Annotated in this window: 6 protein-coding genes; all 6 read right to left on the bottom strand. The window is 55.2% G+C overall.

Annotated elements, in window-relative coordinates; all coding sequences use genetic code 11:
* Nucleotides 1-12: 12 nt before the first annotated feature.
* Nucleotides 13-2,265, bottom strand: coding sequence for a glycoside hydrolase family 65 protein (locus tag OCT58_RS02105; RefSeq protein WP_267201184.1), 2,253 nt, complete (start codon nucleotides 2,263-2,265; stop codon nucleotides 13-15).
* Nucleotides 2,266-2,350: 85 nt separating this feature from the next.
* The gene (locus OCT58_RS02100; protein WP_267201183.1) at nucleotides 2,351-3,694 is read right to left on the bottom strand and encodes an SLC45 family MFS transporter; all 1,344 of its coding nucleotides are present in this window, start codon (nucleotides 3,692-3,694) and stop codon (nucleotides 2,351-2,353) included.
* A 197-nt stretch (nucleotides 3,695-3,891) separates the two neighbouring features.
* Nucleotides 3,892-5,070: a thiolase family protein gene (locus OCT58_RS02095; RefSeq protein ID WP_267201182.1), complete on the bottom strand. Its 1,179-nt coding sequence runs from the start codon at nucleotides 5,068-5,070 to the stop codon at nucleotides 3,892-3,894.
* A 103-nt stretch (nucleotides 5,071-5,173) separates the two neighbouring features.
* Nucleotides 5,174-6,109 (bottom strand): LacI family DNA-binding transcriptional regulator, encoded by a 936-nt coding sequence (locus OCT58_RS02090; RefSeq protein ID WP_267201181.1) that lies wholly within the window; start codon nucleotides 6,107-6,109, stop codon nucleotides 5,174-5,176.
* The gene (gene addA, locus OCT58_RS02085) at nucleotides 6,096-10,343 is read right to left on the bottom strand and encodes a helicase-exonuclease AddAB subunit AddA (protein WP_267201180.1); all 4,248 of its coding nucleotides are present in this window, start codon (nucleotides 10,341-10,343) and stop codon (nucleotides 6,096-6,098) included. The genes OCT58_RS02090 and addA overlap by 14 nt, the downstream gene beginning before the upstream one ends.
* Complete coding sequence (locus OCT58_RS02080) at nucleotides 10,343-14,107, bottom strand: PD-(D/E)XK nuclease family protein (protein WP_267201179.1); 3,765 nt, start codon at nucleotides 14,105-14,107, stop codon at nucleotides 10,343-10,345. The genes addA and OCT58_RS02080 overlap by 1 nt, the downstream gene beginning before the upstream one ends.
* Between the last annotated feature and the right edge of the window lie 53 nt (nucleotides 14,108-14,160).

The raw sequence follows: 14,160 nt of genomic DNA, 5'->3' as shown, positions 1-14,160 counted from the left end.
CTGCCTCCGTAATTACTTTAATTCGAGCTTCTTGCCGTCCAGGTCGATGGTGATTGGGTCACCGGAAACCAGTTCAATCTGGGTCCCAGACTTGTCAACCTTGACCTTCAGGATGCGGCCACGGAACATTTGACGGAATTGGTAGGAGTCCCACTTCTTTGGCAGGAATGGTGCGTAGTGGAGCTGGCCGTCACGAACCCGCATGCCGGCAAACCCTTGCACGATGTCGAGCCATGAACCAGTCATGGAAGTGATGTGCAGACCGTCAACGGTATCGTTGTTGTAGTTGTCCAAGTCCAGCCGTGCGGAACGTTCGTACATTTCAACGGCCTTGTCTTCGTAGCCGAGGTCGGCAGCGATGATGGAGTAAACGGAAGCGGACAGACTCGATTCGTGAACCGTGTATTGTTCATAGAAGTCGAAGTTGTGCTTCTTTTGTTCCTGACTAAAGTCGTCGATGAAGTCCCAGAGGCCCTGGATAACGTCACCCTGCTTAACGTATGGTGACCGCAGGATCTTATCCCATGACCAGTGCTGGTTGATTGGCAATTGGTCGCTTGGAATGTCGGCAACCGGCTTCAGATCCTTGTCCATGAAGCCATCGTTTTCTGGGAAGATGTCCCGTTCCTTGTCGTATGGCAGGTACATGTTGTCGACGATTGCTTGCCATTGCCGCTTTTCGTCTTCGGAAACGTTCAGCTTCTTGGCAACGTCACTGTCAACTTCCTGCAGGATTTCCAGGGTGTACTTCAGCGTCCACTGGCACAGCAGGTTGGTGTACCAGTCGTTGTTAACGTTGTTGTCGTATTCATCAGGACCAGTAACGCCGTGCAGCATGTACTTGTTCTTGCGTTGTGAGTAGTGAACCCGGTCGGCCCAGAAGCGGGAAATTTCGGTCAGTACTTCGGCCCCTTCGTGCAGAACGTAGGACTTGTCGCCGGTGTACTTCGTGTAGAGGTAGATGGCGTAGGCAATGTCACCGTTCCGGTGGATTTCTTCAAAGGTGATTTCCCATTCGTTGTGACATTCGATCCCGTTGAAGGTCACCATCGGGAAGAGGGCACCCTTTAAGCCCTGTTCCTTGGCGTTGACGAAGGCACCATCAAGCTGCTTGTAACGGTACATCAGCAGGTTCCGGGAAATTTCTGGGTTGGCAACCCCCAGGTAAACTGGGATACAGTAAGCTTCGGTGTCCCAGTAAGTAGCACCACCGTACTTTTCACCAGTGAAGCCCTTTGGTGAAATGTTCAGACGGTAGTCCTTGCCGTAGTAAGTGGAGAAGAGCTGGAACAGGTTGAACCGAATCCCCTGTTGGGCCCCTTCGTCACCGGCAATTTCAACGTCGGACTTGTTCCAACGGTCGGCCCATTCGTCCACGTGGGCGCTGAGCAGGTCGTCGAAGCTTTCGCCGTCGAGCTTGGCACTTAATTCGTCCAGGTGCTTTTCGATTGCTTCTTCGGTGTCAAAGTCCCGGGAAGTAACCGTCAGACTCCGCTTTTCAAAGTCGGCACTGGCACCGGCAGCAACCGTACCCGCAAAGGTGTTGTAGGCATCCTTTTCGTCGGTGCCGTCACCGGTGTGGTCCAGGTCGGTCTTGGAAGTCGTCTGCATGCCGACGATGAATTGTGGCGTGCCGAAGTCGTTCTTCTTGGTCATGGAAGTCAGTTCGGCGTGGTCGCCCTGGGCGCTCTTGGCCAGAACGTTCCAGAACTGTTCGTCGTAGTTGGAATCTTCGTTGTAAACGTCGGCATCGATCATGCTGGCGATTTCAACCTTGGCGTCACTGTTGCCGCGGTTTTCGATGTGCAGGCGCTGGCCAACCAGTTCCTTTTGAACAGCGGAAACGAACCGCTCGAAGTGGAAGAACATCGTCGTTCCACCAATTTCAACGGTGAATTCACGGGTGAGGACACCGCGCTTCATATCAAGGTCGAGGTTGAAGTCCTTTGGCGTCTGCTTTGCCAGGTCCAGCTGTTCGTCGTTGACCTTGATAACCAACTTCATGAAGTTAACAGCGTTGATCATCTTCCCGAAGTACTTCGGGTAACCGTTCTTCCACCAACCAACACGGGTCTTGTCAGGGAACCAAACACCACCGAGGTAGAGGCCCTGCATGTGATCACCAGAGTAACCTTCTTCAAAGAAGCCCCGCATCCCCAGGTTTTCGTTGGCCAGACTGGTCATTGATTCTTGGAGGCGCTTGTCTTCTGGATCCCAGGTCTTCGTAGCAACGTGCCATGGAGCGATATCAAATGTCCGTTTCATTGGATTCTCAATTCCTTTCGTAAAATAAGGGTGTATCAACTACGCCCTTATTATAAATCTAATATTCAAGTGTTAACAATTCAGCTTATTCAGCAAAGGTTTCCTTGATTCCGCCAACTGCTAAGGCACCGCAGGCAAGCACAATGGCTGCAACAAAGAACATGTTGACCTGGGAACCACCCATCATTGGGAAGAGGGCGAAACTCAGCAGGGAAGCGATGATCTGTGGCAGACAAATCGTCCCGTTGAACAGACCCAGGTAAGTACCCATGTGCTTCCCGGAGAGGGCGTTGGTAACGATCGTCAGTGGGTAGGTGTTGATACCAGCCCAAGCAATCCCGACAAGGATGTAAGAGAAGATCAAAGCATATTGTGAGTGAATGAAGGCGATTGAAATAAATCCGCAAGCACCTAAGAACAAACTACCAGCGTAGCCGACCTTGTGGTACTTGTTAGGAACCTTGGCCAGAACGTAGGACCAAACAACAGCGGCGATGGACTGAACGGCGGCTAAAACACCGTACCAGTTACCGGCAGCCTGGTAACCAGCGGAGGAAGCGTTGGTCGTGTGCCAAACGTTCTGGGCAATAGCACCGGCGGAGTAAGTCCACAGGTACTGGAAGGCGAACCAGCAGAAGAGCTGAACCAGACCAACAGTCCAGAAGGCCTTTGGTGCGTGCTTCAGCAGGTCGATCCAGTTACCACCGGTCGTGTTATCCTCTTCGGAAATACCGTGGTACTTAGCGTAGGTTGCTGGGTCGTATTCGTGAACCCGGGTAACCGTCAGGATGGTGGTCAGAACCAGGATGATGGCACCGAGGTAGAAGGCCCAACGAACAGATTGTGGAACGACACCCTTGGCAGCCGTGTTGTGAAGGCCAAACCAAGTTAAGATGAATGGGAAGATGGCAGCCAGCACAGAACCGATGTTGTTCAGCAGACTCTGAATCCCGTAAGCATAACTCTTCTGATCATCGTTGACCATGTCCCCAACCATCATCTTGAATGGCTGCATGGCAACGTTTGATGACAGGTCCAACAGGGCAACCGTGATGGCACCAAACCAGAGGGCAGCTAAGGAAGCATAACCAAAGCCGAAGCTCCCGGAGTTTGGCAGCAGGCACATCACGATAACAGCAACGGCAGCCCCCAGCAGAAGGTAAGGCAGTCGCCGACCGAGCTTTGGAATCCAAGTCCGGTCAGAGTAGTAACCAACGATTGGCTGAACGATTAAACCAGCCAGTGGTGGCAGGATGAAGAACCATCCCAAATTGTTCGGGTCGGCACCAATGGTTTGGAAGATCCGACTCATTTGTGAACTTTGCAAGGTGAAAGCCGTCTGAACACCAAGGAATCCGAAGTTCATCATCCAGATTGTTGACTTCGGAAGTGTTGGCAGTCCAGCACCAGCAGTCTTTTCTTGACTCATTGACAAACAACTCCTTAATACAACAATAATTGCTCTCTTATGAAAACGACTTGTAAGCGCTTTATAAACTTTACACCTAATAATATACCAAAGTTTATTTGATTGCGCAACCGTTTGCGCAAAATTTGTGCAAACGGTTGCAATGATTTTTAGAAAAAAAGCCGCCGTGGCGGGCGCCAAGCCGACTTAAAAAAATTTTAAACACGCTTTATCGTGGTGGCAATTCCCATCCCACCCCCAACGCAGAGGGAAGCCAGGCCCCACGTTTTCTTCATGTCAATCAATTCATGTACCAGGGTCACCAGGATCCGGGCGCCAGAGCAACCGACCGGGTGACCCAGAGCAATCGCCCCACCCCGCGGGTTAACCCGCTGCGGGTCCAGTCCCAGCCAGTCCTGACAGACCAGGGCCTGAGTAGCAAAAGCCTCGTTGATCTCAAAGAGGTCGATGCCTTCGGCCGTCATTCCGGTCGTCTTGAAAAGCTTCTTGATGGCGTAGTAAGGGCCAAGCCCCATCACCGCAGGATCAATTCCCACCAGTGAGGCCGCCGTCCATTCCACCAGCGGGGTCAGGTGGTACTGTTTGACCGCGCTTGCCGAAGCCAGGGCCACTGCCGCAGCACCGTCATTGATCCCTGAGGCGTTGCCGGCCGTTACCGACCCGTCCTGCTTAAAAGCGGGGCGCAGCTTGCTCAGGGCCGCCAGTGACGTATCCGGCCGTGGTGCTTCATCACTGGTCACCACCCGGCTGCCGTGCCGATCCTCAACCACGACCGGGGTAATCTCCGCTTTAAAATCGCCCCGTTCTTGGGCTGCAACGGCCTTGTGGTGGCTAGCCAGTGCGAATTCATCCTGCTGCTCACGGCTGATTTGATAACGTTCATTGATGTTTTCGGCCGTGATTCCCATTGGATAACCACCCCACACATCCTTGAGGGCGTCCTCCTGCATGGCGTCAACGAGGGTGTCATCGCCGAAACGGTAACCATGGCGAGCGCGCTTGAGGATGTACGGAGCATTGGTCATACTTTCCATTCCCCCGGCAATGATTACCCGGGCCTGACCAGACTGGATCAGGCTAGCCGCCAGGTTAACGCTGGAAAGCCCGGAAGCACAAACATCGTTAATGGTGATCGCCGGCGTCTCCTTGCCAAGTCCGGCCTCCATTGATGCTTGGCGAGCCGGATTTTGACCACTCCCCGCCTGGATAACGTTGCCCATTAAGACTTGGTCCACTTGGTCGGCAACAAGCCCGGCCTTGGCAACAACATTCTTGATCACCGCTGCACCAAGCTGGACCGCGCTGAGGGGTGCCAATTCCCCACTGAATTTACCAATCGGTGTCCGCTGGGCAGCGACGAGATAAACTTTTTCCATGAATTATTCCCCCAAAAATGAGACTTAACCAGATAAGTGTAGCGGGTTGCGCTCAATTTCGCAAACAAAGAAAGCGGGGTCCCGATCGAGCACCCGCCTTTGATTAATCATAAATTTTAAAGTCCACGAGCTGGTGGTGCTTGCGGGAGTTGAATAAGAGCTCCACCGCCGCCTTGCCCAGTTGGCGCGGCTGCAGGTCAATCCGCTCGCTACGTTTGAGCAGCATCCCCATCAGGCGGCTGTTGTTAAAGCAGGCAACCGGCAGATCAAAGGCCTGAAGTTGGCGATTCAACCGGCCGAAGAGGAGATCGTCATAGCAGACGATCCCGTCGACTGCTGGGTGATTTTCAAGAAAGGTATCAATCCCGATTTGTTGGTTTTCCGACCAGGTGATCGCCGGCAAGTGGCGCGCCTGCATGCACTGTCGGTAACCGGCTCGTCGGTCAACTTCATAGGGCCAATCCGTCCCGGAGTCTAAGAAAAGCGGCTGCTTAACCCCGTAGTGATCGATCAGGTGGGCGGTCGCCGCGATCCCCGCGGCCACATTGTCGTTATCAACATAACGGTCTGGATGACTATCCGTCGGTCGACCAATTACCACAAAATTCAGGTTGTGATCCCGCAGGTAAGCGGTCACCGGATCGTTGATCATCGTGTAGAAGACCAGGAAGTTATGCACCTTGGACTGGGTGACCATTGACTTAACACTCTCCAGCAGTTCCGTCGTATTGGGTGCAATCGTCACCACCATCTCGTAGTGGAGGGGCTTGAGTGCGCTGCTAATTCCCCGCATCAGATCAATGTGAAAGGGGTTGGCCGGGGCCGTGTCACCGGTCACCGGGAAAACGAGCCCCACCATATTTGATTCACCACGCGTGAGGTTCTGGGCATTGTAATTCGGCTGATACCCCAACTTTGCCGCAACCCGTTTCACCTTGCGCCGCGTGGCCTGACTAATCCGTGGATTATCATTTAGGGCGCGGGAAGCGGTGGAAACTGAAACCTCCGCTTCACGTGCAATGTCCTTAATGGTTGCCACGATTTTCACCTCTACCTTGAATTGAAATAAACTCATTCAATTCTAACAGGTAGAGCCCCATTTGGACAACCGGTCGTGGTTGCATAATATTCAGTGCCTCAGCATAAAGCTTTAGCTGACCGCTATACTTCTGGACAATTTTCTTTTTATTTTCTTCTTTGGGCGCTGTCACGTGGTCAGTCTTGTAGTCCACCAGGATGATGCCCTGATCCGTGACCAGGTAGCCGTCGATGATTCCGTGGATCAGAACGGTGTCGTCATCTTCGGCCGCAATCTCGCTGAAGGGTTCGTGACCATTCATAATCATCGCAAACGGTTCCTCCCGGTGGTAGTTTTCCGGCTGGTCCAAGATTTGCTTACCGATAGCGGTCCTAAAGAAACCAACGATCCCCTCACGGTCGATTTGGTTCGCCACAGCAGGAGCAATCAATCCCGCCTTAGTCAGGCGGTCAATCTCTGCCTGAATGTCTGCGGACGTCACCACACCGCCCGTCAGTGGCAGCTTCTGGAAGACCAGGTGGGTCGCCGTCCCCACCTGGGTTGCCCGGGGTTTAGTAGTGTCCTGCTGGATAAAGTCGGGCACGGCAAAGTCGGGATTAATGTAAATCCCAGTTTGCCGGCGCCGTGCTTTATCTGCACCTTGCTCATCGACTGCCGGCGTTGAGTAGTCCGGCTGGCCCAGGCGCGGATCGTCGTCTTCGAAGACCCGCTTGACGTCGGTCACCGACTGATAGGCCGTGGTGGCCGTGGCAGCTTGGTGCGGATACTGGTAGGTTAGTGTCGCCGTGATGTCCAGGTGGGCCGCACTACCGGACTGGGGCTGGTCGCCAGCAGGAGAGATTGGCGCGGTCTCGTTCACCGGTTGAGTGGCGTAGCGTAATTTTTCCAGGTCGGTCGCGACAAAGTTGTGCACCCGGAACTGAGCGGCAGTCGGCGCAACCCGGCCGGAACCAGCGAGGCTGCTGTCATCTAGCTCGGTCGCACCCGTGGCAATTTGCTTAGCAGTAAAGCCATTGGTTGGGTTAGCGTAACGGGTCAGGGCCAGGCCAATCCAGTCCATAAATGATTGGGCACCGATCCGGGGCTGCGGACTCAAGACTTGGCCATTGCTCTGGAAGGCCTTTTGCCACCGTTGCCAGGAGCTCGCCAGACTCTTGTTCTTGAGTTCCTCATTGAAGGAACCAGTGATGTAGAGGCGCTGTTCCGCCCGGGTCAGGGCCACGTAAAGCACCCGCAGGTCTTCAGCCCGTTCGCTGCGTTCGATCGTGTCCAGGGCGACCTGGCGCTGGGGAGTATCGTAGACGACCCGGTCGGCGTCCATCCAGCGAATGCCCATCCCCGCCTTGGCGTCGACGACCGCATTGGCCCGCTTGATTCCGTTGTTAAAACCGTGGGTAGCGTCAATCAGGAAGACGATCGGGAACTGGAGCCCCTTGCTGCCGTGGATTGTCATCACGTTGACCGTGTTGGCGGTTAACTGCGTTGGGGCCACTCCCAGGTCCTTGTCGTGCTCCTGCATCTTTTCGATGAAGCGGATGAACTGGTAAAGACCCTTGAAACTAGTCTGCTCGTAGTCGTGGGCCCGCTGGTAGAGGGCGTGCAGGTTGGCCTGGCGCTGCTGGCCCCCGCGCATGGCCCCCACGTAGTCCAGATAGCCGGTCTCCTCGTAGACCTGCCAGATCAAATCCACCAGGGTTTGCTGCCGGGACGTTTGGCGAAATTCCTCAAGCTGGTGCAGGAAACTCGTCATTTTCTGGTAAAGCTTCTTTTGATCCGCCGGCGCCAGCAGCTGGTCGGCCTTCTTGTACGGACGCAGCTTGTGGTGGGCGGCATAGGTGGCCATGAAGGTCTGCAGGGCAGTATAGTAATCCGCCGCCCGGTTCTGTAGGCGGATGAAGGCCAGCTCCTGGTTGCTCAGGCCGACAATTGGCGAGCGCAGGACCGCCACCAGCGGAATATCCTGGTGAGGATTGTCAATGATTTTCAGCAGGGACAGCATCACCCGGACTTCGGTAGCCTGAAAATAGCTCTCAACATCGTGAACGGTCAGCGGGATACCAAGCTTGCTAAATTCCTCCATCAGCGTGTTGTTATTGTTTTTGGTCCGCTCCAGCAGGACGATATCACCATATTGGATGTCACGCATCCGTTGATGGTCCGGATCATAAATCTGCTGGTGTCCTTCGACCAGTTGCTGAATTTTGGCCCCCACCATTCGAAATTCACCCACTAGCTTGTCGTCTTCGTGGGCGGCCGATTGATCTTCCGGTTGTTTTTTGGCCTGCTCCTTTTGACTGGTGGCGTTGGCATCGTAGAGCAGGACCTCGACCGGCTGGACCGCGTTTTGCGGATCATCATAGTAGTGGGCTGCGTATTTGAGCTCCGCGTCCTGATCGTAGGCGATCTCCCCGACCTCCGGATCCATCAATTGGCCAAAGAGCAGGTTGGTAAAGTCGGTGACGTTTTTCATCGAGCGGAAATTCTCGCCCAGAACAATCGCCTCGTCCCCCGCCGACTGCCGGTAGCGGCGATACTTGCCGAGGAAGAGCGAGGGATCAGCCTCCCGGAAGCGGTAGATGGACTGCTTAACATCCCCCACCATGAAGAGGCTGTGGGCGCCGGGCCGGGCCAGGTGCATCAGGATGCTTTCCTGCAGCTGATTGGTGTCCTGGTACTCGTCGATCATGATCGCCTGGTAGTGCTGCTGGAGATTCTGCACCAGGGCCTGCCAGTCTGCGTCATCCTTGTCCGGGGTCAGAATTTGGTAGGCGTAGTGCTCCAGGTCACTGAACTCGAGGACGTGACGGTTGAGCTTAGTCTGCTGGTACTGGTGAAGAAAATCTCGGGTGACCAGGCTGAGCTTTTTTAGCAGTGCCTGGGCATGGTTGGAAATATTCCGCAGCTGCTGTTCGTCGTAAGCAAAAAACTGCTCGGTGAGTTTAGCAAACTGCTTCTTGACCGTGTCTCGGCTGGCTTTGATCGCAGCGTGATCCTGTTTGGAATCGGCCGCCGCCTTAGGTAGGCGGGGCATCGTCTCAAAGCGCAGGTTCTGAAAAGCTAGCCGCAGCGAGTTCCAGGTCACCGGTTCAAAGAGATTCAGGACCAGCTGCAGCTGTCGTTGATCGGTGGCCAGGGTCTGCTGGGTCGTGGACAAGCCCGCCTCTTCAGCCCGGGCCGTCAATTCACCAAACCGGGTTTGAATTTCGCTAACCCGGTCAACCAGCCGGTCAGCCGCCAGCGGTTCACCGAGGTAGTCCTTTACCAGGCTCGTCCACTCCTTCTTCAGTGCCGTTCGTTGGTCCTTTAACTCGTTGTAAACCGCCAGCTGATCGGCATCGTCCTTGGGCTTGCCGCGGAAGGCGCCAAACTGCACCTGTTGAAGGGCCGCGGCAACATTGTTGGCACGCTCGCCATTCAATGAATCAATCAGCTGCTGAAAGGCGGCCCGATCAAGGCCCAGGGTTGTCGCATCCTTGTCCAAGCCGGTATCCTGGGCGCGGCGAATCGCCTCGTCATCATCGCGTTGAAACTGTTGCAAGTGCTCCACCAGCACCGGCTTCAGCTGCTGTTGGTAAAATTTGGATTTCAGCAGGGCCGAGTCACCGAGGTCATAGCTCTCTGGCAGCCTTGCCAACCATTCTTCCGGCTGAGCCTGGGCGTTAGCAACGTCGTATAGGCGCAGGACCAGGTCGTCGAGTCCCTGGTCGTCCCGGTCACTGGAAAAGTTCAGCACCAACTGGCGAAACGAAGCTGTAGTGTCACTGACTGTATCCGCATCGGCATAGAAACGCTCGCTGACTTCTTGCCAAACCTCCTCTTCCAGCAGCAACCGTTCGGTATCGTCGGTCAACAGGCGAAACTGCGGATCAAGATCGATTAGGTAATAGTAGCGCTTGATTAGGCGCAGGCAAAAGGCATGGATCGTGCTGATGTCGGCAGCAGCCAGGAGATTCAGCTGCTTGACCATTCGGTCCCGCAGCGCTTTTGGTTGACTAGGATCCTGGGCGATTTTCTGCAGAGCCTGGCGAATTTTATCCCGCATGTTTTTAGCCGCCGCATCGGTAAAGGTTACCAGCAACATCCGGTCGATGCTCTGTCCTTCCTTCAGCAATTTAATCACCCGGTTAACCAGGACGGCGGTCTTGCCGGAGCCGGCCGAGGCCGAAACCAGGATGTTCTTTCCCCGGTCATCGATTGCCCGAGCCTGGGCGGCGGTGGGTTGAAATGTTGCCATTAGTGCTGATCCCCCTTTTCATTTTCGTCTTTGTGGTCTTCATCCGGGTGCTGGACAGCATCAAATTTTTCCTTGGCAATTCGCGCATCCAGGGCGTGGTATAGGCCCTGGTCCAGCATGTTGTCAAATTGGTAAATGTCAAGGTAGTCGGAATAATCTAGGCCGGTCTGGCGGTTACTGCCGTCGATCAAGCGGTACGGATTGAGCTTCAGCTGACCGCTGAGGATGGCCTGGCCGGCTTCAACAATCAGGCGGCGGTTATTGTCTTGCAGCCAGTGAAGTTGCTCCGGCGTTGCCAATAAGGCGCCCTTGCCCGGTTTCAGGTCCCGGCTGAGTGGGTAGACCAGATCTGCCTTGCCCTTTTCGGCTAGATTGGCCAGCAGGGCAGGATCATTCAGCAGAATTCCCTTGTACTTGTGGGCCTTCATTCGCAGCTCCGTCAACCGTTGTTTCACGTGTAACGGGGCCACGTTCGCAAGCTCACTCGCCTTAATCGTTGGATTATTCAGGTGCAGGTAAAGTGCGCCGGCAAGGTCGGCCGACTCCAGGCCGAGTTTCTGGAGGTTGGCCGAGAGCCCGCTCAGGTAGGTCAAAAGCTGGAGGGAGATCCCATAGTAGGCCGCCGTGAGGTCAAAGGTGCGGTCCCCAGACTTGTAATCCACCACCGTCAGGTACTTCTCGTCACCAACGTTAATCTGGTCCACCCGGTCGATCCGGCCCCGCAGATGGATGTGATTCCGGGAGTCGAGCGGGTAGTCAAGTGCCGCAAATTCCGCCTTGTCCTGACCGCCAATCCGTCCGAACTGAACCTCAGTCGCCCGGGGAACAAAGTGAGCGTTGGCTGCCTGCTGGCAGAGCGTCTTCAGCATTGTTTTGACAATCGTGGTGAGCTGCTGGTACTGAAAGCGCGCCTGAGCCGAGGCTCCCACCAGCCGCAGCAGTTCCGGCTGGAGCTGATCGGCCGCGTCCAGTGCCTGCCCGATAAAGCGATTCAGGGCGTCCTGGTGATCGGCCCGACTGAGATCCGCAAAACTGAAGTCAGATTGCCGAACCAGGTTGACAAAGACTTCCATTGCCCGGTGAAAGTAGGTCCCGATCCGGTCGGTAGACATCGCCAATTCGTCCCGTTTCTTCAATCGCAGGCCGTACTTCAGGAAGTATTCGTACTGGTTAATGTAGAAATCCTGGAGCTGCGAAATCGAGGCATAGAGGATCTGTTCATCGCTGTCTTCAGCCGTATGCAGATAGAGCACCTGTGCCATCTCGGTGCTGATGTTTTTCGTCTGGTTATGGTAGGCAAAACCACGATGGATTACTGCAAAGCGCTCCGCCAGGTCCTGGTCCTGCTTGGCAAGCTGGTTCAAGACCGCCGCAACCTGGCGCCAGCCACGCGGCAGCTGTGGACGGTGCCCGCCTTGGATCCCCTGGTCGTCATCGAGCTGGCGCATCACCTGGATCAACTGGCTGGTGGTCGCCAGCGGCGTGCTGACAAAGCGCGCAGCGGACTGCTGACCGACCGGACTGGTGGCCAGCGGAACGACGTCAATTCGCATTTGGAAGTAGGTGGCAAGATCCCGGAGGTACGGTGACATCTGCAACTCCTTATCCTCATCACCAAATTGCGGCGCGGAAAGGACCAACCGCTCTTGCGCCGCCATGAAGCCCTGGTAGTGAAGGAACGGCTCGTCGGCCAACTGATCACTGCTGGTAGCGGGCAGATATTGATAGTCCTGGTCGAGGTACTGGCTCAGAATATCCTTGTCGTTATCCGTCAGCAGGCCCTCGTCATCGTGAACCTCCGGCATAACGTCGTCCGTGGCCCCGATCACGAAGACCAGGCGGCGACTCTGACTTTGGACGATCCCGGTTTCCGAAATCACGACCTGGTCCAGGGTAGCGGGAATCTGGGAGTACTGGGCCGCGGCAAACCCGGCCTGGAGAAGATCATTGAAGTTTGTCAGCAATTTCTCGCGACTGGAGTCCCCCACCTGAGCATCACCAAGGATCGTCACGTATTCCTGCAGAATCTGACAGAAGGTCGCCCAGACCTGTTGAGGCTGACGGGCAAGGTCGAGGTCGCCGGTCTGGTCGACCTGGTATTGCTGCCAATCGTGAAGGCGGTCGGTCACGCCGTTATTCGCCAAGAATTGGTAGAGCTTGGTCGCCAATTCCCGACCGGTCTGGACCCGCTTTAAGTCATCGAAGAACGGAACTAGGGTCTGGCCCACAAAATTGCGAATCAGGCTTAGCTGATCATTGACCCGTTTTTGACGAGAATTTTGGTAGTTTGGTGCCGTCGTGTCGGTTCCCTTGACCTGCCACAATTCGGCAATCTCCTGCGGGTCCCGCGTCGTCCAGGCGTGCTTACCCTCAATTGCCTGCTTTAGGCACCAATTCTCGGTCGTAAACACTGCTTCGGTCAGCTGGGCCTGGTCGACAGCCGGCGGCAAGAGCAGCCAGGTCTTAAGCAACTGAATGATGTCGGCCGTCTTGTAGCCGTGAAGCGGGATCTTGAACAGGGTTGCTAGCAAGACGACCAGCGGGTGATTATCCATCCGCCGCTCGTGATCGTTAAAGAACGGAATCTGATGAGCATGGAAGACGGGAGCAATCATCGTCTGGTAGCCATCCAAGTGCCGGCTAAGCACCAGAAAGTCCCGGTAGCGGTAGTGGCCGGTGGCAACAAGCTGGTGGATCTGGGTCGCCACGTTCTCCAATTCGGCCAGCCGGTTGGGAACCGATTGAACCTGGATGCTGTCGGTCACGACGAGCGGGTGGCCAGCACTGAGGTCGATCGGCTCGGCGGCGTACCGGCGGAAGAAGTGGTCAAACTCCTGCAAGTCCGTACTCACTCGCGGGCGCTGCGCATAAACCACGTTGTCCAGCAGACGAACATCCTGCGGGTGGGCCTGGGCAAATTTCCATAAGCGGTGGTACTGCATCGCCGAATTATAGAAAAGATCGTTCTTTCCCGGCAGCTCAAAAGGAGACGGATGGCGCTGGTCGGGATAGCCCCGGTCCAGAGTCAGTGAAACAGTGGTCGTCGCGGCGTTGAGCACGATAGCATCAACGATCTGCTGCTCCCCGGCCGTGAACTGGGCAAAGCGATCGATGAAAAAGTGCATGTGTTGACTGGCCGACTCCTGGTAGAAGTACTGGGCCAGCTGTTGGTAGAGTTCATTATTTCCCAGGAAATGTTTCTGCAGGCGTTCCTCATAGGTGCGGTAAATCAGGGCTACGTCATGCATCTTGGCCAGCCAGGCGGGATTGGCCTTGATCGCCGGATCTGCCCCAGCTCGCTGGACAATCGTGGCAAAATCATCCGCCGTAATATTGGCGGCTTGCAGCTCTTCTAATTGGTCCGTCAGCTTTTGGACAAAGCCGGCCTGGCGAATTTCGCTGGCGTAAAGGCTCAATTCATCCCGGTGTTCCTGGAGGATTTTGGTTGTCAGCATTGCCATACCGACCTTAGACAGACGGGTGCGGCGAAAGAGCGGCGTGTCGCGGAGAAGGTACCAGGCCAGCCGACTGAAGGAAAGGACCTGGACACGATTAGCTGCAAACCGTTCCTGATCCGTTTTTCCCTGGCGTGCGCGCAAGCCCTCTAAGACGTGGATTTCAGTCTCAAATTTAATGTGATTCGGCACAATATAGAAAAAAGTATCCTCTATCGGTGCGGTCCGCAATTGATCGACCAGCTGATCGATCAAGACCTGCTGGTGATCAACGGCGGCCGTTCCCAAAACAAATCCTAGGCTCCCCATTTCGTCGCGTCCTTTCACTGATGATTGATAAATCAATTCTATCATACGAACAA

The organism is Limosilactobacillus kribbianus, from assembly GCF_026413145.1.
Classification (GTDB): domain Bacteria; phylum Bacillota; class Bacilli; order Lactobacillales; family Lactobacillaceae; genus Limosilactobacillus; species Limosilactobacillus kribbianus.
Note: the sequence above shows the minus strand (reverse complement) of the source record. Positions and strands in the feature narration are given on the sequence as shown.